The 26,135-nt window shown below is 45.2% G+C and carries 23 protein-coding genes, 1 tRNA gene and 1 rRNA gene; 2 read left to right on the top strand and 23 right to left on the bottom strand.

Going from position 1 to position 26,135, the window contains the following annotated elements; genetic code table 11:
* Positions 1-101: 101 nt before the first annotated feature.
* Positions 102-1,671 (bottom strand): 16S ribosomal RNA (locus ACZ5Q7_RS04635).
* Positions 1,672-1,837: 166 nt separating this feature from the next.
* On the opposite strand from ACZ5Q7_RS04635, the gene ACZ5Q7_RS04630 reads away from it, so the two are divergent.
* Positions 1,838-1,966, top strand: coding sequence for a hypothetical protein (locus ACZ5Q7_RS04630; protein WP_464433118.1), 129 nt, complete (start codon positions 1,838-1,840; stop codon positions 1,964-1,966).
* Positions 1,967-2,454: 488 nt separating this feature from the next.
* Here the strand turns inward: ACZ5Q7_RS04630 and lysS are convergent, their stop codons facing one another.
* From lysS to spoIIE, 13 genes are all read right to left on the bottom strand, one after another.
* Positions 2,455-3,936 (bottom strand): lysine--tRNA ligase, encoded by a 1,482-nt coding sequence (lysS, locus tag ACZ5Q7_RS04625; RefSeq protein WP_343752252.1) that lies wholly within the window; start codon positions 3,934-3,936, stop codon positions 2,455-2,457.
* Positions 3,937-4,087: 151 nt separating this feature from the next.
* Positions 4,088-4,600: a 2-amino-4-hydroxy-6-hydroxymethyldihydropteridine diphosphokinase gene (gene folK / locus ACZ5Q7_RS04620; protein WP_343752250.1), complete on the bottom strand. Its 513-nt coding sequence runs from the start codon at positions 4,598-4,600 to the stop codon at positions 4,088-4,090.
* The gene (gene folB / locus ACZ5Q7_RS04615; protein ID WP_343752248.1) at positions 4,597-4,962 is read right to left on the bottom strand and encodes a dihydroneopterin aldolase; all 366 of its coding nucleotides are present in this window, start codon (positions 4,960-4,962) and stop codon (positions 4,597-4,599) included. The genes folK and folB overlap by 4 nt, the downstream gene beginning before the upstream one ends.
* Positions 4,955-5,788, bottom strand: a complete 834-nt coding sequence (gene folP, locus ACZ5Q7_RS04610) for a dihydropteroate synthase (RefSeq protein ID WP_343752247.1) — start codon at positions 5,786-5,788, stop codon at positions 4,955-4,957. The genes folB and folP overlap by 8 nt, the downstream gene beginning before the upstream one ends.
* A 123-nt stretch (positions 5,789-5,911) precedes the next feature.
* Positions 5,912-6,835, bottom strand: a complete 924-nt coding sequence (gene cysK / locus ACZ5Q7_RS04605) for a cysteine synthase A (RefSeq protein ID WP_343752246.1) — start codon at positions 6,833-6,835, stop codon at positions 5,912-5,914.
* Positions 6,836-7,173: 338 nt separating this feature from the next.
* Positions 7,174-8,052, bottom strand: coding sequence for an Hsp33 family molecular chaperone HslO (gene hslO, locus ACZ5Q7_RS04600; RefSeq protein ID WP_343752245.1), 879 nt, complete (start codon positions 8,050-8,052; stop codon positions 7,174-7,176).
* A gap of 43 nt (positions 8,053-8,095) precedes the next feature.
* Entirely contained in the window at positions 8,096-8,863 is a 768-nt protein-coding gene (locus tag ACZ5Q7_RS04595; RefSeq protein WP_343752256.1) for a type III pantothenate kinase, read from the bottom strand.
* A 113-nt stretch (positions 8,864-8,976) separates the two neighbouring features.
* A complete protein-coding gene (ftsH, locus tag ACZ5Q7_RS04590) occupies positions 8,977-11,010 on the bottom strand; it encodes an ATP-dependent zinc metalloprotease FtsH (RefSeq protein WP_343752244.1) in 2,034 nt (677 codons plus the stop codon).
* A 157-nt stretch (positions 11,011-11,167) separates the two neighbouring features.
* Entirely contained in the window at positions 11,168-11,710 is a 543-nt protein-coding gene (hpt, locus tag ACZ5Q7_RS04585) for a hypoxanthine phosphoribosyltransferase (RefSeq protein WP_343752242.1), read from the bottom strand.
* 10 nt (positions 11,711-11,720) lie between these two features.
* Complete coding sequence (tilS, locus tag ACZ5Q7_RS04580; protein WP_343752241.1) at positions 11,721-13,109, bottom strand: tRNA lysidine(34) synthetase TilS; 1,389 nt, start codon at positions 13,107-13,109, stop codon at positions 11,721-11,723.
* Between the two features lie 107 nt (positions 13,110-13,216).
* A complete protein-coding gene (locus ACZ5Q7_RS04575) occupies positions 13,217-14,140 on the bottom strand; it encodes a serine/threonine protein kinase (protein ID WP_343752240.1) in 924 nt (307 codons plus the stop codon).
* Positions 14,115-14,849 (bottom strand): VWA domain-containing protein, encoded by a 735-nt coding sequence (locus tag ACZ5Q7_RS04570; RefSeq protein ID WP_343752239.1) that lies wholly within the window; start codon positions 14,847-14,849, stop codon positions 14,115-14,117. The genes ACZ5Q7_RS04575 and ACZ5Q7_RS04570 overlap by 26 nt, the downstream gene beginning before the upstream one ends.
* Positions 14,850-14,957: 108 nt before the next feature.
* On the bottom strand, positions 14,958-17,408 hold the full coding sequence (gene spoIIE / locus ACZ5Q7_RS04565; RefSeq protein ID WP_343752238.1) for a stage II sporulation protein E: 2,451 nt from the start codon (positions 17,406-17,408) through the stop codon (positions 14,958-14,960).
* Between the two features lie 212 nt (positions 17,409-17,620).
* Here spoIIE and ACZ5Q7_RS04560 point away from each other — a divergent pair.
* Positions 17,621-17,694 (top strand) — tRNA-Met (locus tag ACZ5Q7_RS04560).
* A gap of 123 nt (positions 17,695-17,817) precedes the next feature.
* Here ACZ5Q7_RS04560 and ACZ5Q7_RS04555 read toward each other — a convergent pair.
* From ACZ5Q7_RS04555 to ACZ5Q7_RS04515, 9 genes are all read right to left on the bottom strand, one after another.
* Positions 17,818-18,195, bottom strand: a complete 378-nt coding sequence (locus tag ACZ5Q7_RS04555; protein ID WP_343752237.1) for a S1 domain-containing RNA-binding protein — start codon at positions 18,193-18,195, stop codon at positions 17,818-17,820.
* A gap of 75 nt (positions 18,196-18,270) precedes the next feature.
* On the bottom strand, positions 18,271-18,651 hold the full coding sequence (locus ACZ5Q7_RS04550) for an FtsB family cell division protein (RefSeq protein ID WP_343752236.1): 381 nt from the start codon (positions 18,649-18,651) through the stop codon (positions 18,271-18,273).
* Between the two features lie 6 nt (positions 18,652-18,657).
* Entirely contained in the window at positions 18,658-19,257 is a 600-nt protein-coding gene (yabQ, locus tag ACZ5Q7_RS04545) for a spore cortex biosynthesis protein YabQ (RefSeq protein ID WP_343752235.1), read from the bottom strand.
* Positions 19,254-19,553, bottom strand: coding sequence for a sporulation protein YabP (gene yabP, locus ACZ5Q7_RS04540; protein ID WP_343752233.1), 300 nt, complete (start codon positions 19,551-19,553; stop codon positions 19,254-19,256). Before yabP ends, yabQ begins: the two co-directional genes overlap by 4 nt.
* Positions 19,554-19,614: 61 nt before the next feature.
* On the bottom strand, positions 19,615-19,872 hold the full coding sequence (locus ACZ5Q7_RS04535) for an RNA-binding S4 domain-containing protein (protein ID WP_343752255.1): 258 nt from the start codon (positions 19,870-19,872) through the stop codon (positions 19,615-19,617).
* Between the two features lie 5 nt (positions 19,873-19,877).
* Positions 19,878-21,329 (bottom strand): bifunctional methyltransferase/pyrophosphohydrolase YabN, encoded by a 1,452-nt coding sequence (yabN, locus tag ACZ5Q7_RS04530; RefSeq protein ID WP_343752232.1) that lies wholly within the window; start codon positions 21,327-21,329, stop codon positions 19,878-19,880.
* Between the two features lie 193 nt (positions 21,330-21,522).
* Positions 21,523-22,059 (bottom strand): stage V sporulation protein T, encoded by a 537-nt coding sequence (spoVT, locus tag ACZ5Q7_RS04525; protein ID WP_343752231.1) that lies wholly within the window; start codon positions 22,057-22,059, stop codon positions 21,523-21,525.
* 175 nt (positions 22,060-22,234) lie between these two features.
* Positions 22,235-25,780 (bottom strand): transcription-repair coupling factor, encoded by a 3,546-nt coding sequence (mfd, locus tag ACZ5Q7_RS04520; RefSeq protein ID WP_343752230.1) that lies wholly within the window; start codon positions 25,778-25,780, stop codon positions 22,235-22,237.
* A 104-nt stretch (positions 25,781-25,884) separates the two neighbouring features.
* Positions 25,885-26,115, bottom strand: a complete 231-nt coding sequence (locus ACZ5Q7_RS04515) for an anti-sigma-F factor Fin family protein (protein ID WP_343752229.1) — start codon at positions 26,113-26,115, stop codon at positions 25,885-25,887.
* Positions 26,116-26,135 lie beyond the last annotated feature (20 nt).

Raw genomic sequence — 26,135 nt, 5'->3', positions numbered from 1 at the left:
AAGGTGCAACAACCACCAAAGGTGGCTGATTCATGAGGGTTGCTCCCTCAAAACTGAACCAAACAGCCATGTATGACATCCGTTTTCTCATTCGTCCTTAGAAAGGAGGTGATCCAGCCGCACCTTCCGATACGGCTACCTTGTTACGACTTCACCCCAATCATTGGCCCCACCTTCGGCGGCTGGCTCCAAAATGGTTGCCTCACCGACTTCGGGTGTTGCCAACTCTCGTGGTGTGACGGGCGGTGTGTACAAGGCCCGGGAACGTATTCACCGCGGCATTCTGATCCGCGATTACTAGCGATTCCGGCTTCATACAGGCGAGTTGCAGCCTGCAATCCGAACTGGGAATGGTTTTGTGGGATTGGCTATCACGTCGCCGCTTCGCGTCCCTTTGTTCCATCCATTGTAGCACGTGTGTAGCCCAGGTCATAAGGGGCATGATGATTTGACGTCATCCCCGCCTTCCTCCGGTTTGTCACCGGCAGTCACCTTAGAGTGCCCAACTTAATGCTGGCAACTAAGATTAAGGGTTGCGCTCGTTACGGGACTTAACCCAACATCTCACGACACGAGCTGACGACAACCATGCACCACCTGTCACTCTGTCCCCGAAGGGAACACGGCATCTCTGCCGCTGTCAGAGGATGTCAAGACCTGGTAAGGTTCTTCGCGTTGCTTCGAATTAAACCACATGCTCCACCGCTTGTGCGGGCCCCCGTCAATTCTTTTGAGTTTCAGCCTTGCGGCCGTACTCCCCAGGCGGAGTGCTTAATGCGTTAACTTCAGCACAAAGGGGCGGAAACCCCCTAACACCTAGCACTCAACGTTTACGGCGTGGACTACCAGGGTATCTAATCCTGTTCGCTACCCACGCTTTCGCGCCTCAGCGTCAGTAACAGACCAGAGAGTCGCCTTCGCCACTGGTGTTCCTCCACATCTCTACGCATTTCACCGCTACACGTGGAATTCCACTCTCCTCTTCTGTACTCAAGTCTCCCAGTTTCCAATGACCGCTCGCGGTTGAGCCGCGAGATGTCACATCAGACTTAAAAGACCGCCTGCGCGCCCTTTACGCCCAATAATTCCGGACAACGCTCGCCCCCTACGTATTACCGCGGCTGCTGGCACGTAGTTTGCCGGGGCTTTCTGGTCAGGTACCGTCAAACCATGGCCCTGTTCGAACCACGCCTGTTCTTCCCTGACAACAGAGTTTTACGATCCGAAGACCTTCATCACTCACGCGGCGTTGCTCCGTCAGACTTTCGTCCATTGCGGAAGATTCCCTACTGCTGCCTCCCGTAGGAGTCTGGGCCGTGTCTCAGTCCCAGTGTGGCCGATCACCCTCTCAGGTCGGCTACGCATCGTCGCCTTGGTGAGCTCTTACCTCACCAACTAACTAATGCGCCGCGGGCCCATCCGTAAGTGACAGCACAAAGGCCGTCTTTCAGCCCTCCCCCATGCGGGGGAAAGGCATTATCCGGTATTAGCTCACGTTTCCGCAAGTTATCCCGGTCTTTCGGGCAGGTTGCCCACGTGTTACTCACCCGTCCGCCGCTCGTTCCACAGACGCACGCCCCGAAGGGCGATTGTCTGCTTCCCGCGCTCGACTTGCATGTATTAGGCACGCCGCCAGCGTTCGTCCTGAGCCAAGATCAAACTCTCCAAAAAAGTTTGGGATACGACTGACACCGATCAGCCGTTCATTGGCTTCGCTTGTTTTGTGGATTTCAAGGGGTAAGTCATCCAGCTGATATACACATCAGTTTTCCGACTTCCTGCCTCTGACATCCAACTGTCATACTGGCTGTTTTGTTCAGTTTTCAAGGAGCAACTTATGATTAATGTTCTAATATCAATCAACTTTTTAATTGTAACAAACAATCAATTTCAAGTCAATAACTTTTTACGAATCATTTTATTTGATCTGTTCGTTGAAAAGCGACTTAATAACTATATCATTTAAAAAAACCAAAGTCAATAGTGTTTTTGTTAATGATTAATGATTGGTTCGTTTCGTGCCGCTTTTTTGCGCGACATCCAATAATGTATCATGTGTGTTATGTGGAATCAATAGTAAATCCAAAAAAATAAGTGGCGATTTCTTCCAATATCCATGTATGCTACCAAACTGCCTCAACCATCATGTAAACAAATGAATACGTCTCCGATCATATCACTATCACATAGCTGTATATTCTGTGTTTATAAAATATCATTCAGTGGGAATTCTTTTCTCTCCCACTGAATATTCGTTACAGGAACAGGCACGCCCGCCACATAGAACGCGTCAGTACCGATGGCGCGACAGAAAAACAGCAACTAACACAACTCATTATCGGTACGGCAGTCGGTACTGTGGAAGCCAGTATAATCATGTGCAAAACAATCACTCCGTTCACGGTTTTCATGGATCAACCGTTACATTTACCCAACATTTCATTTAAAAATGAGTTATTTGCTGCGCATCTGTGGGAAGAGCAGTACATCCCGAATGGACGGAGAGTTCGTCAATAGCATGACAAGACGATCAATTCCTATTCCCAATCCGCCCGTTGGAGCCATTCCGTATTCAAGTGCTTCCAAAAAGTCTTCATCCATTAGATGGGCTTCATCATTACCCTCATCACGTTCTTTTACTTGCGCTTCGAAACGTTCCCGCTGATCGATCGGATCATTCAATTCACTAAAAGCATTGGCGTGTTCACGGCCGACGATAAATAACTCAAAACGGTCGGTGAACCGGTTGTCGTCTGCATTTCGCTTAGCTAATGGCGATATTTCCACGGGATGTCCGTAAATAAATGTAGGCTGAATTAAATGCTCCTCAACCTTTTGTTCAAAAAATTCATTAACAATGTGCCCATATGTCATATTGTCCTGAATTTGAACCCCATGTTCGGCGGCCATTTTTTTCGCCTCATCATCATTCATGCGTGGCCAAAAATCAACACCTGTATATTCTTTAATGACATCGACGATATGCAGCCGTTTCCACCCTGGGGCCAGACTGATTTCGTAATCGTCGTAGGCCACAGTCGAACCAGAGAGAACGTTGTCAGCTATATGCGCGATTAAATTTTCGGTCAATGTCATAATATCGTAAAAGTCAGCATACGCTTCGTACAATTCCAACATGGTGAATTCCGGATTATGGCGTGTGGAGACACCTTCATTACGGAATACACGTCCAATTTCATACACTTTTTCCAAACCACCAACAATCAGCCGCTTCAAGTGCAGTTCAATAGCTATGCGCATATACAGCGGAATATCCAGTGCATTATGATGCGTGACAAACGGACGGGCAGAAGCGCCACCCGGTATGCCGTGCATCATTGGTGTTTCAACTTCCAAAAACCCTTGTCCATCAAGAAAACTGCGCATCGAACGAATAATTTTACTGCGCAGAATAAACGTCTCTTTGCTATCCGGATTGGTGATCAGATCGAGATACCGCTGACGATAGCGCTGTTCCACATCTTTCAGCCCGTGATATTTTTCCGGAAGTGGCCGCAACGATTTAGTCAGCAAAGTGAATTCCTCAACTTTTACAGACAATTCACCCACTTTCGTCCGGAACATGGAGCCTGTTACACCGACAATATCCCCCATATCTATGGATTGAAAAATGTCGTACGCCTCTTCACCAACGGTATCTTGGCGGACATAGATTTGAATCTGGCCGCTGACATCCTGTACATGAGCAAAACCGGCTTTTCCTTTCCCGCGCTTGGTCATTACCCGACCTGCGATAGACACTTCATCCGGCTTTTCTTCCAATTCCTCTTTGGAAAATTGGTCATAGCCGGCAAACAAATCATCAGCCAAATGGGACCGATTGAATTTGCCGCCGAAAGGTTCCACATTCCGTTCTTGATACATAGCAAGCTTTTCCCGGCGGGCCTGCATATGATCATTTAATTCTTCTGACACAGTTATCACTCCAACATTCATTATTAATCGGATGACCGATCAGGCCTATACATGTTTATTATCATCAAGTATAAATTAAAATGGCTCGACGTGCACCTCCGGCGTTCCTGCAGTCCCGCTGTGCATAACCCCGTTCATTTAAGACATACTTTTATTTGTCTGTCGATCCCCTTGTTGTCCATCGTGTAACATCATTTTTCTCCCTTTCAGAGAATTGTTTCATATAATCGGAAATCGGTTTTCCCGTTGTTGGCAATATCAATTCCGGTGCAATTTCGTTCAGCGGTATAAGGACAAATGCTCGCTTGTGCATACGTGGATGCGGGAGGGTCAATTGTTCTGTTTGTCTATTTTCTTGATTATAAACTAAAATGTCAAGGTCAATCGTACGGGGACCAAACCGAATATCCCGCTTTCGTTCAAGCTGGTGTTCAATCCGTTGACAAGCCTCCAGCAGTACCAGTGGAGACAGTGATGTTTCTGCTTCTATCACCATGTTTAAAAAATCGGGCTGATTGGTATAACCAACCGGAGCCGTCTGATAGATCGATGATAATTGAATAATGCGCACCTGTGGATGTTCCCTTAGTAAATGAAGCGCTTCTTTTAAATAGTTGTCCTTTGGTTCAACATTGGACCCTAATGCAATATATACGGTGTTCATTCATCTCGCTCCCGAAAAATTTCCGCCGCTACTGACCGGTAATGACCCGGTATGGGCGGATCAGTCTTAGTGATGCGTATACGACAGGCATTCAGTGGAGAAAACGACCGGAACAATTCACTAGCAACGGTTTCAGCCAAAGATTCCAATAAATTCATCGGCCGGCCTTCCATAACGCCTCGCATTACTTCATAGGCTTCACCGTAGTCAATGGAGTCATTCATATCATCCGATTGGCCGGGTTTCTTTAGGCTGAATTCAAGCTCTGCGTCCACGTAAAACCGTTGTCCAAGTGTTTTTTCTTCCTGAAAAACGCCATGATACGCATAAAATTCCATGCCGTTCAGCAAAATTTTATCCATGGTCTGACACGCCCTGTTTATATAGCATGGCATCCATCATGGTTGCCAGTTCCACATGCAATGCTACATCATGTACACGGACGATCTGTGCGCCCTTGACGATCCCTAGACACGTTGTCGCTCCAGTGCCGTTATCGCGTTCGGATGACGGCACATGAAGAATGTTACCGATGAAGGATTTTCGCGACGTACCGAGAAGCAGTGGATATCCAAGTTCGGTAAATGCCTCCAAATGATGCATGACAGTCACATTGTCTTCGGATGTTTTGGCAAAACCGATTCCGGGATCGAGAATAATGTTATCAGGGTGAACACCAGCTGTCAGTGTCATATCGATACTCTCCTGCAAATCCCCCTTCATGTCATCAATAATCGATGTATAGTTTTTATTTGTCCGGTTGTGCATTAAAATAATCGGAGCACCGAATTCCGCTGCAACCTGTGCAATAGCGGGCTCCCTCTTGGCACCCCAGACATCATTAATGATATCAGCACCGGCTGCCAATGCTTGACGAGCGGTTTCCGCCTTATATGTATCAATGGAAATCGGAATGGTTACATGACGTTTGACCGCCTGAATAACCGGAATAACGCGGTTTACTTCCTCGTTCAAAGACACAGGTTGATGTGTCGGACGCGTGGACTCTCCACCGATATCAATGATATCCGCTCCCTGTTTTTCCATCAAAACAGCTTGGTCGACGGCCTGATCAACCGTGGTATAATGCCCACCATCAGAAAACGAGTCGGGCGTTACGTTTAATATACCCATCACATGCGTCCGTTCAGAGAAATCATACGTCTTAGTTTTGGTTGTCAGTTTCATTCCCCAGCCTTCTTTCCTTGAACATTTTTTCCATTATCATCGTACCACAGCCTTAATAAAACTGGAAGCAGTGATCAAAAAGTAACCGGTGCTAAGGCCAGCACCGGTTCCAAAATCCCGTCATCAATCGTCGTATTGATAAAGAGGGGTTGACAAGTAGCGCTCTCCATTATCCGGGATGATTGCGAGCACCTTTTTGCCTTTGCCAAGCCGTTTGGCTGTTTGTTTGGCTGCAGCAACAGCGGCACCGGATGAAATACCGCCGAGTATGCCTTCCAATCTCGCAACGTCACGTGCCGTATCAAACGATTCCTCATTGGTTATCCGGAAAATTCCATCGTAAATGGACGTATCGAGAACGTCCGGAACAAAACCTGCACCCAACCCTTGAATCTTATGCGGACCTGGTGCTTCACCGGAAAGAACAGCTGAATCATCCGGCTCAACGGCATAAATTTCGATCCCTTTAAAGTGTTCTTTCAATATCTTGCCGGCCCCGGTGACCGTTCCACCGGTTCCAATACCGGAAATAAACGCATCCAGCCCGTCACTCATTTGGTGTACAATTTCATGGCCGGTTGTCTGTGCATGCACGTCCGGATTGGCTTCATTATTGAATTGCTGCGGCATGAAATAGCCATAGTCTTTCCGTAGTTCTTCCGCCTTATTGATCGCACCTTTCATCGCTTCGGCCCCTGGTGTGAGAATCAGCTCTGCCCCATAAGCGCGCAGAAGATTGCGACGTTCCTGGCTCATCGTATCTGGCATAACCAAAATGGCCTTATACCCCTTAGCCGCAGCAACCATAGCCAGGCCAACGCCGGTATTGCCACTCGTCGGCTCGATAATCGTGTCCCCTTCTTTCAACTGGCCATTTTTCTCAGCATCTTCAATCATGGACAGAGCAATTCGGTCTTTTACCGAACTGGCGGGGTTCATGAATTCCAGTTTTAAATAGATATCAGCACTATCGTCATCAACCGAACGGTTCAATTTAACAATCGGGGTTTGCCCAATTAGTTGTGTAATGTTTTCCGCCACTCTCATTACATAAGCCTCCTAATCCCTAGTTTTTCAATAGGGTTTACACCATATGTTATGCTATCGTTTTCAAAATGTCAATCAATGATATCATTGACTATCGTAAAACCGCATTTTTTTATATCATTTAAGGAATGCTGCAGTTGCTGACTTTTTGCACACGGCTGGTTGCTCACTGAATATTTTTTGTGTCGTCGTCAACTGTCATTACCCGGGCAATGATCGTATGAAGGCTATATTCGTCCGACAGCGACTGAATCAATTGACAGTCGTTATCGGCAAGGCGTTCCCCTTGTTGGGATACAGTCTCTTTCCCCCTGTGGGTCACATTTTCAAAGGCGACGTCAAGAATGGGCTGACTCTTTCAGTTCCTGCAATTCCTCTTCGGTGAACCTATAAACTTCATTACAGAAATGGCAAGTGGCCTCAGCACCATGGTCTTCATCAATCATACTCTGGATTTCTTCCTTTCCCAAACCGGTTACTGCGCGCTGAAGCCGTTCCTTTGAACACTTACACTGAAACCGAACAGGCAGACGACCGTGAACCGTAACCTTGTCAACCTCAAAAAGACGTTCCAATATGCCTTCAGGTGATGTACCTTCTTTTATTAATTGAGATATCGTGGGCATGTTTGCAATCGTTTCTTCCACTTGTGCAATGACATCGTCGTCCGCGCCAGGCATTACCTGCACAATAAAACCACCGGCTGCCTGAATGCTGTGATCCGGATTAACAAGGACACCGGCTCCTACTGCAGAAGGAATTTGCTCTGAGTTGGCAAAATAGTACGTGAAATCATCGCCAATTTCGCCTGAAACAATCGGGACGTGACCTGTAAAGTAATCTTTTAAACCCAAATCCTTGACAACACTGATATTGCCCTCACCAACTGCACGTGCTACATCCAATTTTCCTTGATCATTCAAATCAAAGTCCACATACGGATTGGTTACATAGCCACGGACATCGCCGGTTGCATCACTATCTGCAATAATCGCACCTATCGGACCATTGCCTTCGACTTTCACCGTTAGCGACTCATTATCTTTTAACATGGCGCCCATCATGGCACCGATGGTAACAGTGCGTCCGAGGGCAGCTGATGCCGTCGCCCACGTGTCCTGTCTGGTTTGCGCTTCTTTCACTGTATTGGTCGAACGGATGGCATAAGCACGTATCATACCATCATATACCGTCGATTTTATTAAATGATCCTTCATAGGCTTTCATCTCCTTTTCCAACTTTCACTTATTCAACCGTGCTCATGCGTGATAAAAATATAGCTTATGCAGGCCTTTCAATGTCAGTTGCTTGTCTGCATAATCAATTGTCTTTGCCTTACTAGCGATGAGTGGTGCAATTCCGCCGGTTGCAATAACGGTTGGGTCTATCGGAGTCTCTTGTTTCATTCGGTTAACCATTCCGTCCACTTGTGCGACATAACCATAAAACACGCCCGACTCCATAGCACTTACTGTTGAATTCCCAATCACTTTGTCGGGTTCCTGTATCTCAATTTTGGGGAGCTTGGATGCTTTTTGATAGAGAGCTTCCAACGAAATTTCCATACCGGGTATAATCACACCTCCTTCGTATGCTGCATCGCGGTTAATAAAACAATACGTTGTCGCAGTGCCGAAATCAATAATGATCAACGGCGCTCCGTACTCTTCAATCGCACCCACAGCGTTGACAATGCGATCGGCACCAATTTCTTGCGGATGGGGATAAGCCATTTTCAAAAATGTATGAGCAGATGCACCATCAATAATCATTGGTTCCAAGTGAAAATACTTGGTGCATAGTTTTTCTAATGCGAACATCATCGGAGGGACGACCGACGATATGGCAATATCGGTTATATCAGAAAATGCTATATTCTCATGTTTCAGCAATGATTTCATAAGCATGGCATATTCATCTTCTGTTTTATGGCGATCTGATTTTATGCGCCATTCATGGATTAATGTATCCTCTTCAAACACACCAAGAACTGTATTGGTATTGCCTGCATCAAGCACAAGTAACATGCACAACAAACCTTCCTCTAAACCTTTTTCTATCCTTTCACTATACCCGATAAGTCTATTCGGTGTCATTAAATAAATACAGCCTCTCATACTCATGAGAGGCTGTCATGGGTTTATTCCTTTTTATTGCTTTCATCATCCGATGACGATTCACTTGTGTTGTCGTCATCCTCTTCTTCGTACTTCTCCTGCCGTTTTTCTTCAGCCTTTTGTTTGGCTTCCTCATAGGATTCCGGTGTCGTTTCTTCATTGTTTTTAGAATTGATATTGACTTTCATATCGGAATCGCTACTTGATGATGTTTTATCGTTGCTCGTTTCAGGTTCTGGCAAAACACCGTCTTCAAACAAGGATTTAATTTGTCCTTTGTCCAAAGTTTCCACTTCCAGCAATGTCTGTGCCATTAGTTCCAGCTTATCTTTATGTTCTGTAAGAATGGATTTGGCACGGTCATAACAGTAATTTGTAAAGCTTTGCATTTCTTTATCAATTTCATGCGCAATTTCATCACTGTAATTTTGTTCATTCTGAAGGTCACGGCCGAGGAATACTTCCCCGCCACCACTAGTAAATTGAATAGGACCGATTTTGTCACTCATGCCGTATTCCGTAATCATTTTACGTACAATGTTCGTTGCCTGTTGGAAGTCATTGTGAGCACCCGTGCTCACTTCGCCAAACATAATTTCTTCAGCTACACGACCTCCCAACAGACCAGTGATCTTATCAAGCAATTCCGGTTTCGTGATAAAGGCCCGGTCTTCTTTTGGAAGCATAACAGCATAACCGCCTGCCTGACCGCGCGGAATAATCGTCACTTTATGGACTTCATCCGCATTATCCAATACTTTACCAATGATCGTATGACCGCTTTCGTGGTGTGCCACAATATTACGTTCTTTCTCGGAAATGACCTTGCTCCTCTTGGCAGGACCGACAATTACCCGATCAATGGCTTCTTCGATATCGTCACTTCCAATGGTATCTTTATCAAAACGCGCTGCAATTAGCGCTGCTTCATTCAGAAGGTTTTCCAGGTCCGCACCGGAGAAACCTGGTGTGCGCATAGCAATAGTTTTGAGGTCGATTGTATCGTCCAACGGCTTATCCTTCAAATGTACTTTGAGCACTTCCTGACGGCCTTTGACATCCGGGCGGTTAACCGTAATTTGGCGGTCAAAACGTCCTGGTCTTAAAAGGGCCGGGTCAAGAATATCCGGACGGTTAGTTGCAGCGATAATGATAATGCCTTCATTAACACCAAACCCATCCATCTCAACGAGCAGCTGGTTCAGTGTCTGCTCCCGTTCATCGTGACCGCCGCCAAGTCCGGCACCACGCTGACGTCCAACAGCGTCCAGTTCGTCAATAAAAATGATACACGGTGCATTTTTCTTCGCATTTTCAAACAAGTCACGTACACGGGATGCGCCGACACCAACAAACATTTCCACAAAATCGGAACCGCTGATCGAAAAGAACGGTGTACCGGCTTCTCCTGCAACAGCGCGGGCAAGCAATGTTTTACCTGTTCCAGGAGGACCGACAAGCAGAACGCCTTTAGGAATACGGGCTCCGACACTTGAAAATTTGCGTGGGTCTTTCAGGAAATCCACAATCTCAACGAGTTCCTGCTTCTCTTCATCTGCTCCGGCCACATCTTTAAAGCGGACTTTTTTCTTATCATCGCTGACCATTTTGGCTTTATTTTTGCCAAAGTTCATGACTCCACGGCCGCCACCGCCGCCTTGGGATTGGCTGAGGATGAAGAAGAAAAATAGTCCCAATATCAGAAATGGAATAATCGTTGTTAGGAAGGTAACCCAACCACTTGGTTGTTCCTCTTCTTTTGTCTTGAGTGTGCTTTGCTGTACAGCCTGATCATAGATCTCCGATATAACATCCGTATTATCCGGCACCTGCGCAATAAAAGCTTCATCATCCCCGGTGGTACCGGTAATGCGCATAATCCCATTCGATGGCTGCATCGTCATTTCTTCGATTTCGCCATTATTTAATGCATTCATAAATTCCTGAACGTTAAACTCGTCTCGTTGTTCATTTGGTCCTTTGAATACTCCTATGACGCCTATGACGACTAAGAATATTAATAAATAAAAGATGACATTACGAAATATCCGGTTCATTCCTTACCTCCTCCCGAGCGGGAAAACTACAATCAATAGTACCATAAGAAAAAGTGTCGGTACAACTAATTTAAATTGTTTCGGCAGCGTACTTCAATCCTTGTTGTTTTCCTGTCCATTAACTATTTCCATATCCACTCACACAGTCACAACACCGTTATGTACCACCGTAAATTTCCGGTTTCAAAACACCGATATATGGAAGATTTCGGTATTTTTCTGCATAATCAAGCCCATATCCAACGACAAATTCATTCGGAACGTCAAAGCCAACGATATCCGCTTTGATATGGGAGGTGCGTCCGTCCGGTTTATCAAGCAGTGAGACGATTTTAATGGAATTGGCTTTGCGGTACTTAAATAAATCAACCAGATAACTAAGCGTGAGACCACTGTCGATGATGTCTTCAATAATCAGCAAATCCCGGCCTTCCACTTTTGTATCGAGATCTTTGACAATTTTAACCTCACCCGATGAGCGCATCTGTCCGTCATAACTGGACACATCCATAAAGTCCATTTCAAGATAAGTATGGATGGAACGCAAAATATCAGACATAAATGGAAGCGCACCTTTCAGCACACCGACCGCCAACGGAAATCGTCCGTCATACTCCTCTGTCAGTGTTCGCCCAAGCTCGGCACATTTAGCGGCAATTTGTTCTTCTGTAATCAGAATTTTTTTTATATCATTATTCATGCTGCTCCTCCTATTTCTCCCGTTTCCCATATGTCAACTGAATGTATGGCCCCGTTGTCTTTTTAATCGGTGGAAGTCCTTTTTTTAAACCGACCAGCCAGAGTATGTCACCATTATTATCAGTTATAATGGGCCAAACATTCCTTTCATTTAATGGAATTTTGCCATCGATAAACACATCTTTCAGTTTTTTGCTGCCATGCAAACCACTCCAGCTCATCCGATCACCGGCCTGGCGGGTCCGTATATGTAAAGGCAAGGAAATATTCGCAGCGCGACAGGCGTAAACGTTCCCCCCTTCTGTCTCTGGACAGTCCGTGAAATGAGCAGCGATGCAATAACCATTCGGCAGCAACTGCTCCCCCGGTACGTCCAGCGTTTTTTGGTATGACAGGGAATCCTCATCCATCACAAAAAATACCATGTTATGATAATTTCGTTCCACCTTCAACTTTCGCGGAAAATCAAGTGTGACATTACCGGTACGTACGTTCAATAAAGCGAAAAACTGTTCCTCGTGATTATATGATATATGTACCTGCTGATCATTATACAGATAATTTAATAATAGATGAAAGAAACGCCTTTGTAAAGAACGGGGATATGAAAGAAAATCATCAATAGAAAACGAAACCAACCGTTTTTCTTCATTGAAGATAGCAACTTCTTCTGCCATTTGTCGTGTCTTCTCCATTAGAAACGCATTATCTTCCTGCAGCGACTCGCTCAAATGTTGCATCGTCCGGTGCATATTGCTGTTCTTATCCTTAAGCAACGGAAGCACGTGGCGGCGGTAGTAATTCCGTGTGTAGGCATCATCATGATTGGATGGGTCGCGACGTGGTATAATTCCCCATTCGCTGCAGTAATCTTCAATTGCCTCTTTTGTCACACACAATAAAGGCCTTACAATGTGTCCTGTGGCGAATGGACGATGGACAGGGATACCCGCCAAGGACCGTACACCTGCTGAATGCACCAGTCCCATTAGCATCGTTTCTGCCTGATCATCTCCGTGATGACCAAGCATTAAATAGTCAGCCTGGAATCGCTCCATCTCTCTTTCAAAAAAGGCATAACGCAGGCTTCTTGCTGCCGCCTGTGTTCCCAATTGATCTGTCTGCTTATAGGAAGCAACATCCAACGACGTGCTAACAAATTCAATGTTCCAGTCGCAGCACATGCGTTGCACATAACGCAGATCATCCCGTGATTCACCATTGCGTAACTGATGATCGGCTGTAAGAGCGATAACTCTGAGGTTCCACATGTCACGCAGCTGCCACAGAAAGTGCAAGAGTGCCATCGAATCCGGGCCTCCGGAAATACCAGCGAGCACCGTTGCCCCGTTTGACATCAATGCATGTTTGTTTATGAAAGATTGGACGGTTGCCTGCACGTCATTTCATCTCCTGTCCATTGGTGGAATTCCGTTGCAAACAGTAAGACCACTGTTCTTTTTTAATCGTATCATAAACCATTGACCGGATAAATTGCTATGGCGATTTAAGGCAGAAACAATGATGATACATAATAGACGAGAGTCAGCAGCATGATACCGATCCCCTCTTTGAAGACCGAATTTTTATACGAGGAGGCATTGTTCGTGTGATTGTGCCGTGCACGTGCATTGTTCATCGCTGCCATCAGTTCATTGCGCATGTGGGCACTTGACTGATAACTCCCGGTGAGAGCTTTTTTAAGACAATTTCGGTATAGACGCAACGCCTTGACATCATGCAATTTTTGAAATAATGTTCCTTTTGGATCTGGCCCTTTGTCAAAGCGGTTTGGATAATAAACCGTTAAAAAAATCATGGCTAGTGCGAACAGGTCATAACTTGGTTCGGCACGTCTGGATCCCATACCCCAGTAACCTCGATCAAAAAACTCCGTATATTCTTTAATCGAGCGGCCTATTTGTGTCGTACCGCCAACGTCAATCCACCGAACCTTGGCAGGAGACGAAACCACGATCATATTCTCAGGTTTAACATCACCTAACACCCAGCCGGCCTGGTGCAATTGCTCCAAGTCATCGAGCAATTGCACCATAAAGATCCCTGCCCACTCATGACCATGTCGATTGATAAAGTGTGTCAAAGGTTCTCCGTGTAAGTACTCCATGACATAAAAAACGTATTTATCTCCAGGAAAGGCCTCCCAATCGTCCACATCCAGTAAAGAAGGTCCAAGACGATTGCCTTGAACCTTTTCCAATGACTTAAGGACATTGACTTCCACCGTCATCGATGCGGCGTTATCACTGATTTTCAGTGCTGCATAACGGCCGTTCTGTTCACAGAGATATACCGTTCCGACAGCACCTCTTCCCAGTCTGCGCCGGATGGTATAATGCTTTTGATGCCACTTGCCGACTATGACGGTTCCGGGTCGTATCGAACTAAGCTTCTTCCATGCCTGACTCATCTTCATCCCTCAAGTGATGCAACAATCCTTTTTTCCCAAATTGATACATCGCTTTTCGTATGGCTGGTCCGGTTGGTGTGATACCACCGCTGGTCAGCTTTGGAAAAACATCCGATATGGCATCGAGTTTTGGTGACCAATCCAACACGTTTTGTATATCTTTGCGCTTGCCCGGAAAATGATAAATGCTGAAACGATTCCGGCCGATTCGGGCATTCAAACTGATGGATAAGTCAACCAGTGCCTCCTTGACGGACGGAAGTTTGTCATTCATGCTGGCACTCGTATCGACAAGGATCAGTACCTCTAAATCACACGTCTCTCCCATATCTTCCACAACGTCCATAATTTCCCCACGTTTTTCAGGCTCAATCTCTTCCAGACTTTGACCCGGGCCGAGAATCTGCTTCAATTCCTGATTGACAAATCCTTGTATCGTTTGCGTCATCGATTGCTTTGTAACCGTCTGAACCGTCTGAGATAACGCCTGTTTGTAAACAATTTGGCTAATCCCTCCACCGGCGTTGGCGATGGCCTCCACTTCCTGCAGCCCCTCGGGTTCTTCCGTCTGATCATCATCAAGAATGCCGATGACATTGACAGCAATGCCTTGCTCACGAGCTAATACAGCTGTTTCAGCCGGACTTTCTCCTTTATTAGAACAGCCATCCGTCATCAACAGTATTTGTTTCAACGTTCCTTTTTTCACCTGGCATACCTCCCTATCGAATCCATTACCATCATCGACATAAACACACAGCCATATACATCTGTTCTTCTATACGTGTGTGAACGGCTTGGTATGAATGGTCAATCATTACTGTGCTTTATCCGAATAAATAGGGACCGATACCCATTGCGGCGAATTTTTCTGCACTTTGGTGACGACGACTGTCATGTCATCCTCAATAGCACCCGATCTTGTCCGTACAACCTCTTCCAGCAAAATATCAGCAATCGCTTGAGGATCATCTGTTTGCAGTTCCTGAATTTTTCGTTTTATCCAAATGTCCGTATTTTCTACGTGCTTAGGCCCGTCCAATATACCGTCACTCATCATGATCAAGATGTCTTCCGATTTTAGTTGCTCACTGACAATGTCCACATCAAATTCTTGAATAATGCCCATTGGCAGATTGCTTGCTTCCACCTTAATAATATCATCCCCCCGTTTAATAAAACTTGGCGTGGAACCAATTTTTAAAAAACGGACAAACGCATTGTGCAGATTGACAACAGCAAGATCCAACGTGGCATACATCTCATCTCTGGTGCGGAGGGACAAAATGGAATTGATCGATTTGATCGCCACTTTCTCAGGAATGCCTGTATGTAAAATTTGCTGAAGAAGACGCAACGTTTCCTCACTTTCTTCTTTGGCACGCTGACCATTACCCATACCATCGCTGATTGCCAGTGCATGCTTGCCTTCTCCGAGCTCAATTGTCCGGTAGCTGTCTCCAGAAACAAGGCCCCCTCCTTTAGCTGCATTGGCAATCCCTGTCTCCACCACATATTCCTTGGCTGAACCAAAGACTAATTGACAATAGCCATTGGGAAACGGGGATACCTCTTCGTGTTTGACGATAATCATTTCGTTTAAAATATCCGACAAAACTGGAGCAATGAGTTTCGGACCTTCGCCATGATAATGGTAAAAGGACAGTGTCATTTCAATATCAATATTGCCTTTTTCCAATCCGTAAATATCAAGTTTTTCCACTTCAATGCCCATGTGGTGCAGCGCATTCATAATCTGCATTTCCTGTTTTTCATGGTGTTTGCGTTCTTTAAGAATTTCATCGGCAAAATCATCCATGACGTCGGAAACACCTTGCAGCTGATCAGCAACAAATTGCTTGCTTTCTATTACCTGTTTTTTCAACTGTTTGTTCGCTTCGAAAAATGACATTTCCTCTTTCATGACGTCCACTACTTTTTTCGATTTGACACAATGATTTTCAAAATTGTGCATGGATTGACGACCCGGCTCTTTTCCAGCTTCCAAATCGTTCTTTACATCTTCCATTAACGAATACGTTTTATCGAACTGCTGCTGCCAACAGCGTTCCTTCATGAAACAGGACTGACATGTCTTCTCTGTCACTTGACTCAGAAAATAATCCGTTTCTTTCCGGTCAGCTGCTTCATCCTCTGTCATATCTTCAGCCGATGAGAAACTGTTGGACAATGCTTCAAAGACATTGGAAAATTGCTCCACACGTTTGGCTGTTACATTGCGGACTTTCTGTAAATATTGTTCCTGTTCTGTGGTATATTCATCGGTTCCAGGAATATACCGGGACAACTTTTTGATTAAGCTCTTCGGTGTCACTATAAACATCATAACAGCAATCAATGTTTCCTTAAGGGATGGAAGCACCGCTGCGACATCCACATAAATAGCAACCATTACTGTCCCGACCAATAGCCCGGCACTGACACCTGCTTTTCCTCCCTCTTTCAGCAGTCCGCCAAGCAGACCGGAAAAAGCAAGCAGACTCATTTGGTAAAGATTGGCAACATTGGCGAGTGACAGGATAAGGCCTGCGACAACGCCAACAGTCGAGCCAATCGATGCCCCACCGACAAACGCAAGCAGCAAAACAAAATATCTGGAAAAAACCTGCTCAACCGATGCGCCATACACTTCCCAGCCAATTGTTCCGGTCAAAATTGATGCAATGAGAATGATCATACAAACAATTTCCTCATTTTTCAGTGCCGGTTTATAGCGATGCGGTGATAAAAGTGGAATGCTTTGCATAAAGATTAATACCAGGACTGCTCCCAATACGCCTTCAACAACGAGTAGCATCCATTCATAAGATGAAAGCTTGTCGCTAATGGAATACAAGAATACTCTCGGTGCGGCCGTGGACATAAACACAGCCAGTGGCAGCAGGACTTTCTGTTTTGATGTGTTCTTTATTAACCCCGCTATGAAAAGAAAAATAATCATAGACAATGCCATGAAGGCGCCTTGTGTAAGCGAATACGTTAATGCGCCACCCAAAACAAACAGCATCGATTTAGCAGCTTTTTCTCGTTGAATAAACCATATCGTTGCCAAAAAAGCAATAGCAAACGGTGACACAACGGATAATATAATGGCTCGTCCAAGTAAAAAACCAACGATATAAAAAAGCCAACCTTTTTTAAGCAGTATTGTCGTCATAGTGCCTGCTATTTTTCTGACGAACTTGTCCAGGGCACGATCCTGCATATGCCCTCCAACAGGTTTGTAATCCGGAATAGAATTTATCATTGTCAACCACTCCTTCTTACACCCATTTAAGCACATAATACACACTGTTTTTGTCAAAACAGGAAGACGAAGTCAAAGAATCGTTCGACGTCTTTCCAGTCGGACAAGCGATATTCTACACAACCTTCCACGTTCTGTTTATTTATGTCAACGAACGGAATACCATTGACACATAACATGTGCTGTTGTATTATATCATTTGTGACTCATTCGGCGGTGTAGCTCAGCTGGCGAGAGCATACGGTTCATACCCGTAGGGTCGGGGGTTCGAATCCCTCCACCGCCATTCGTATTCATTAAACGTAAAAAAAAGCAGGCTTTCCATTGAAAGGAATTGCCTGCTTTTTTATATCATATATGGTGAATTCCGCATCAAATTTCGCATCAATTGATCATAGACAGCAAACAGCTATCCTCTTTTGGCACCACGACCTCCTCGCTTAGATTCCGTGTGTTTTTTCAAAGAGGCTAAACGATCATCCGAATCTTTAAGAAATTTGTTCATCTTGGACTCAAACGACTCCGTACGCTGACGAGGCTGCTGGCGCGGTTTGTCTTTGGCCTTTTTTATGGACAGACCAATCTTGCCATCTTCCTCGACATTAATGACTTTTACCGTCACACTGTCACCAACACTCAAATGCTCATTAATGTCTTTTACATAATTGTCAGCAACCTCACTGATATGGACCAAGCCTGTTTTTCCCTTTTCAATTTCAACAAAGGCCCCAAAATTAGTGATGCCGGTCACCTTTCCCTGCAGTTTGCTGCCTACTTCGATTGACATAAAAAAAGTGCTCCTCCTTAGAATTTCTTGAAAAGTGTACTTCTACTATATTATAGCCAGTCTTGTAAAAGTGTGTCAATATGAGGGTTCTTTGTCGGGAATGTTAAAAATTAACTCACCTTCTTTGGAATAGAAATAATTGGTCCGGGCTATTTCTAATACATATTCATCGTTGTTCAGTAAATGAATGTCTTCCTTCAAACTTTGTTCTTTCTTTTCCAAGTGAGCAAGCTTATCCTGCAGCTGTTCGTATTGCTGCTGTTTTTCCGCATGCAATGATCGCTGCTGTAAGTGGTACACCGTAAGGCTTCCAATAACGAGCATGGTAATAGCGGCAAATAAAACGAGCCGGCGCACCAAGCGCTTTTTCTTGCGTTTTTGTCTGGCTATGTAGGCATCATACTGCTGCATGTAATCGGAATCCAGATGCGTAACTGTTTTTTCATCTGCCGACACGCTTGACTACCTCCTCCTGAACCATAATTCTTTGATCCATTTCCTACATATATTCTCTATTTTACTATAAAATCCTGCTATTTTGTATAATTTCTTTTGAAAGGAAGACGGAAGCAAGCTATAAAGCAGTCGGAACAGCCAAAAAACCGGAGTAAATACAATGGTGACGAGCCACCGCACAAGTGCGGTGGCAGCACGAAGTATGGACATAGCCACCGCTGACATGAACAGGATGATGGCTTTCACCGGTATGATAACAAGTATTTGCACTGTCCGCCTGCAGAAGCGGTATACGGCTGCCACCATACGGATGATGTGTTCGAGGAATGTTTGATAGGCATTGGCAGCCACTCCTTTGTACATGGAAAATCCGAGCAGGCACGCCAAAAATACATAAACCCGCAATTCTCCGCTATTTACCAAAAATAATACATAATATAACAGCATCGTCTGAGACAGCCAAAAAACAATTTCCATGGCGTAGATCATAAACGGGCTGCCTTTCCAATAAATCGACAGACGCCTGTAAGTGTCAAGAATAATCCCTAAATAAAACCCGCCTGCAGTCATGGAGAGCATCGTTGCAAACTGTGCACTTAACGTCATTTGAATAGCTTGCTAAAGAATCCTTTAGCTTTCTCCTGATGATGGTCGTCCACATAGGAAAGTTCATATACCTTGCCTTTTATAGTGACAAGCCCGTCACCTACATCCAAATTTTGCATCTGCAAATTCTGTCCACGAATAATTAAATAACCCATCACTGTTTCTAGCAGGAATTCTTCATTATCAAAACTGTCAACCTCTTTTACTCCAGTTATTTCCAAGTTCTTACGGTCGTTTATCTTAACGGAATGTTCCTGCTGAGTGCGATTGACCGTGTCATTTTGATAATCATACATACATTTACCCCTCCCTTGTCATTATTACTATATGACGAGAGGGACAAGTATAGAACTGTCTTTAATCCACTTTTTCTTCATGGATCACGCGGTATAATGTTTCTGCCTCCCCCTTTTGTGCTGCTTCTTGCAACGATGTCACCTCTAGGGTTACCACTTTTTGGCCAAAACGAATCACCAGTTCATCCCCGACCGAGACAACGGAAGAAGCTTTTGCATTATTTCCGTTAATGGTGATGCGCCCCTGCCCGGCTACTTCTTTTGCCAGCGTCCGCCGCTTAATAAGCCGTGATACTTTCAGAAATTTATCCAGCCGCAATACCATCATCCTTTCCTCTTTGCTTGATTCCAATAGTCTTCCATTTTTTTAAATGGAGCCGTCCATATATCGTCTCCCTGATTCGTCAGCTGCTTTTCGATGTACGAAAAGCGGTACACAAATTTTTGATTGGTTCTGTTCAAAGCCACTTCCGGATTAATGTCATAGTACCGCGCCACGTTGGCCAGTACAAATAAAACATCACCAAGCTCTTCTTCCACTTTATCTGTTGGTTGTTCAACCATCGCATTCTGAAGCTCCCGCCACTCTTCCTGAAATTTCGCCAGCACGTCTGCTGCCTCGTCCCAACCAAAACCGACCTTGGCTGCTTTATGTTGTAACTTAAAGGCCTTTGCCAGCGCAGGTAGCCCGATAGGAACACCGTCCAGAACCGATGTCCGCTCGTCGCCTTTTTCTTCTTGTTTCAATGCATCCCACGTCGCGTATACCTCATCGACCGTGTCGGCGGATTGATTGGAAAAAATATGCGGATGACGGTGAATCATCTTTCCAGTAATCGAATGGATGACATCATCAATGTTAAAATAGCCATGGTCTTCACCAATCTGACTATGCAACATGACCTGCAATAAAAGATCGCCCAATTCCTCAACAATACCATCATCATCCTGCTCATCAATCGCCTCTAACAATTCATAAACCTCTTCAACCGCATACGGACGCAATGTTTCATGTGTCTGTGCGCGGTCCCACGGGCAACCATCCGGCGCCCGCAATGCAGCAATCACATGACGTAACCGGGAAAATGTGTGCTGCAGCATGCTCTCGGGCACCGGAGGAATATAGACCGATGCCCAATTGGAAACCTTATCAAACGAACGGTCCAAATCCTCCAACTGAATTTCAATCAATGTTTCCTGTCGGCTCCCGGCCGCCTCCACAATACGGACAGGATAATCCGGGGGGAGGTCTTCCAATAGTTCAAGTTTTACATGGGAGGCCGTCATTCGATCATACACCTGACTGATAAGGAGATGCTGCCGGTAGTTCAGTCCATGCCTGTGAAAAGCTGTACCATCCGTCAATTGAAACCCGTCTGCCGGATCAATGTTCAATGCTGTGAAAAGCGCATCCAGAAAACTATGACCCCCCATGACGTCAACCGGTACATCGGTTTGTTCCAGTAACCGCCTGACCGTCTCCTCAGCCACCATGGGATGACCAGGAACAGCGTATATCACTGATTTTGTCCGCGCTTCATCCACGAGTCTGTCTGCAATCGCTTCATAAACCGTGGTAAAGTCTTTTGATGATTCATAAACATCATCAAATGGTCTAAACACAACCCCTTCGTTTTGCAATTCCTTTACGACCGGATGGTCGATTGTTCGTACAAACACATCCGTTTCCGCACGCAACAATTTACGATACACCCCGAGTGATAACTGCTCTGCATCACCCGCCCCGAGGCCGATAACCTCAATGGTTCCTTCCATCACAAATCCCTCACTTTACAAAGTCACATTCATAAGCATGTCTATCACATCCATGATACCATAGTTCCGATTGACTAGAAGCTGCTCGGAACTAATTACGACTCAAACGAAAAAAGTGCCTTATTTTGTCCAAATAAAGACACTTTTTCAATAAGAAAACCGATTCAATCGAAGCCATTTCGTTTTACTTTCATTATTCCATTTGTCTCGCTAAGAAACTGGCAGCCGTCTGCACCGCCTTTTGTTCCGCATCACCGATTTTATTTCCTTCGTTGGAAAACAACATCACACAGCCAATCGGGTCGCCGTTGGCAATGATAGGACTGATGCAGTACGAGTCAACCTGTTCGTCTCTTCCTTGGATTAGTTCTATTGAGGTCGAATCCGTTTCATAGGACATAGTACGATTTTCCATGGTGCTTTCCGGTTCTGTACCAATGCTTTGATTTAAGTAGTCTTTTCGGGAACCTCCTGCGACGGCGATAATCTCATCACGATCGCAAATCAACACGGGATACTGAAGTGATTCAAACAATGCTTCCGCGTATTCTGTCGCAAATGTCCCCAACTCACTGATTGGTGAATATTTCTTTAAAATGACTTCGCCTTCCCGGTCGACAAATATCTCCAATGGATCTCCTTCACGAATACGCAATGTTCGTCTGATTTCTTTTGGAATAACCACTCGTCCCAAATCATCAATACGTCGTACAATTCCAGTTGCTTTCATGGGTAGGAAGCCTCGCTTTCTATGGTGATTGTTCCTGGTGCAGGCACTTTTTTCAGACCTTTCCTTTGACAGAAAAAAACACCAGTTGTGGGTTTAGTATGAAACATTCCACAGGATCTATGCATCACATAAAAGCGACCGGAAAAGGCGGGCGGCTTCCCCCGAAATGGTGTGCCTATGACTGAGCTGACGCAACATCATCCCAGTCCACTGCACCCAGTTGCTGAATGAATTGTTCCGCTTGTTCATACCGTTGTTGCTGCGTATCGCGTGTCCATGTCAAGATTATCTTCAATTGGTTGCCTTCCGTTCCAAGTTGCACTTGGCGACCAAATGCATTTGCTTTTTCAAACAGCTTGGAACCGTCGATATTCCGGCTGCGATTTTCATCCACCAAAAGCTCCATCTTGCCGGACTTTTCAGTAATATAGGCGACACGCTGCTGCTTGGCATGGAATTTTAACGATGTCACCGTAAATAAGTTGTCTACTTCTTCCGGATAATCGCCAAACCGGTCAATTAATTCATCCCGCAAATCCGTTATATCTTCTGAAGACGTAATGGCTTGAAATTGTTGGTACATGGCCACTTTTTGTTTTTCATCATCGATATAGGTATCCGGGATGTAAGCATCTAACATCAGCGAGAGCTCAGGTTCAAATGCTTCTTGTTCATCCTGTTCCTTGCCGGACTTGCGTGCATTTATGGCGTCCTTAAGCATCTGCGAATACATGTCGAATCCAACCGAGTCAATGAAACCGTGCTGTTGTGCACCCAACAGATTGCCCGTACCGCGAATGGATAAGTCACGCATAGCAATTTTAAAGCCGGATCCTAGTTCCGTAAATTCTTTAATGGCTTCCAGACGCTTTTCCGCCACTTCGCTGAGCACTTTATCCTGGTGATATGTGAAATATGCATAAGCAACACGATTAGAACGACCAACACGTCCACGCAGTTGATACAGTTGACTGAGCCCCATGCGATCGGATGCATTGACAATCAATGTGTTCACATTCGGTATATCTACACCTGTCTCAATGATGGTCGTGCTGACGAGAACATCATATTCACCAGCTAAAAAAGCAAATATAATATTTTCCAGTTCCGTTTCATTCATTTGACCATGGGCGACCGCAATTCGCGCATCTTCAGCAAGCATACCAAGGTCACGGGCTGCTTTATCAATATTATCAACTCGATTATGCAGGAAAAACACCTGACCTCCACGTGCCATTTCCCGTTCAATAGCTTCTCGGATAAAAATGGGATTGTATTCCGTGACATACGTCTGAATAGGAAACCGGTTCTCCGGTGGTGTTTCAATAACGGATAAGTCACGAACACCAAGCATCGACATATGCAATGTTCTCGGAATTGGCGTTGCCGTCAACGTCAGGACGTCAACATTGGACTTCAGCTCTTTAATCTTTTCCTTATGTTTGACACCGAACCGCTGCTCTTCATCTACCACCAGCAATCCCAGATCCCGATAGACGACATCCTTGGACAGCATGCGATGAGTGCCGATAACGATATCGACCTGTCCTTTACGAAGCCCTTCAATGGTTTCCTGCTGCTGTTTTCTCGTACGAAACCGGCTTAACATACCAATGTTGACCGGAAAGTCCTGGAATCGCTCCTGAATCGTCTCCATATGCTGTTGCGCAAGAATGGTTGTCGGCACAAGGATGGCCACTTGTTTCCCATCCACCATGGCTTTGAATGCAGCACGCAAGGCCACTTCGGTCTTTCCATAGCCGACATCGCCGCAGAGAAGACGGTCCATGGGGCGTTCGCGCTCCATATCGTGTTTAATCTCGGCAATGCATCGCAGCTGATCGTCTGTCTCCTGATACGGAAAAGCCATATCAAATTCACGCTGCATTTCTGTATCTGCACTGAAAGCATGCCCCTGTCTCGCTTCTCGTTCGGCGTACAGCTTAATGAGATCATCAGCAATATCCTCCACACTGGACTGGACTTTCCGTTTCACTTTCGTCCATTCGCTGCCGCCCAATTTGTGCAGTTTTGGCTCTTGACCTTCAGATGCAACAAATTTCTGAACCAAGTCAATCTGATCAATGGGGACATAAAGCTTATCATCCCCTGAGTACCTGATCAGCATAAAATCCTTATGCAAACCATTTACTTCAAGCGTTTCAATACCCAGATGCTTGCCAATGCCATGGTGGGCATGCACCACATAATCGCCCGCTTTTAACTCCTGATAATTTTTAATACGTTCGGCATTTGAAAGCTTCTGTTTTTGTTGGGGTTTGCGTTTTGTTTTCTTTTTGAACAATTCATTTTCCGTGATGAGCACAAGTTTATGCATCGGAAACTCAATGCCATTGCTGATATTGCCGACCGTAATAACCGGTCGGCTGACAGGAAGATCCAGATCTCGAACAACGTCCGCCTCCACCGAATAATCCGCAAAAATGGATTGAATCTTTTCCGCACGGTCTTCATCCGGTGCGAACACAACGACGGAAAAGTCACCTTTTTCCCATCGCTGCAGTTCGTTTTGAAACAGACTCATCTGCCCATGGAATTCTTGCATGGATCGTGCCGATAAATTAACAATGTTTTGCGGATGGGTATTGGGGATATGCCGTAAAAAGACGGACATATAAAGTCGTTGCTGACTCATATTGGCTTTAACCGTGTTCCAGTCATAGGAAAATGTGCTGCCTCTAACCATGGTATTCGCTTCCAACAAGCTGCTGTACCATTCCGCCTCCTCAGTATCCAGATTGGAGGCCGTCTCCTCAATACGGCTCATTTCATCCATAATGATCAATCCATCGGAAGGGAGGAAGTCTAGCAAACTAGCCGGGTTATCATATAGAAATCCAATATACTTATATAATTCCTGAAAATGTTCCAAACGTTTCATACGGTCTATATCGTGCTCAATCGTCTCGCTCAACGTTTCCTTCGCTTCTGTGGACGTCATTTTTTGCAGAGAGTTGGCTAACGCATTCTCCAGGCGATTGGCAGCTGCCAGCCTGTCCTCATCCGTTAGAATCATTTCTGTAGCAGGTCCGGCTGTAAAAGATGACAACTTTTCCAGCGACCGTTGTGTTTCCGGATCGAACTGACGAATAGAATCGATCTCATCATCAAATAATTCAACACGAATCGGTCTTTCCTCCGTAACCGGATAGACATCAATAATACCACCACGAACACTGAACTCACCCGGCGTCTGAACCATAGATACCCGTTCATAGCCCATGTCAATCAATGACGATAGATAAGCATCCAGGTTGATCGTTCCGCCGTTATGAAATGGCAACTGATAGGAAGACCAATAATGGGTTGGAGGCAATATCCGTTTCAATGCCGCAACTGGCGCAATGAGAATACCAGATTTGTTCTGCGACCATTCGGTCAGCGATTGGATACGTTGACTGCGCAGTTCCGGACTGGCAATAGCAATTTCCGAGGCAATCAGTTCATTGACCGGGTACAAATGAACATGGTGCTCCCCGGTTAATTCGACTAAGTCGTCATAAAGCTCCTGGGCTTGCACAAGTTGATTTGTTACAAGCAAAACGGGTTTATGCATAGATTCGTTAATGACCGACACAAACAAGCTTCTCGCTGAGCCGGACAGACCGGATACGAGCTGTTCGCTCATGCCATCTGAAAGGCCATTAATGACCGATGCTATATCTTCTTTTGATTCTAAAAATCGATGAATTCCCTTCATTTTCCCCCACCTGCTTACGTGCAAAAATGCTCTGATTCCTTTCGGGACCCAACCCTCATGCGAGATCCGTCAACAGGCAACCAAAGCTTCTTGCAACATTTCTGTTATTGTAAAAAATGATCCAATTCATGATACGTTGGATGGCTTTCGAGTGACGCTTCACAGCTTTCACAAATGGCCTTAATCTTTATATCCCCATTTTCCCGGTAATCAATCATGTCACGTGTATCGTCAGCCGATAACTGGTCAAGACCAAGCATGGACGCATCAACCCTCCGCTGATTCAATTGTCCAATTTCCTGTCCACAATGTCTGCATTGATAGATAATTGGCATACCTATACCTCCTCGAATAA

The sequence above is a fragment of the Lentibacillus halophilus genome (genome assembly GCF_055395055.1).
The sequence above is the reverse complement of the archived record's forward strand: the minus strand, read 5'-3'. Positions and strand labels throughout refer to the sequence as shown.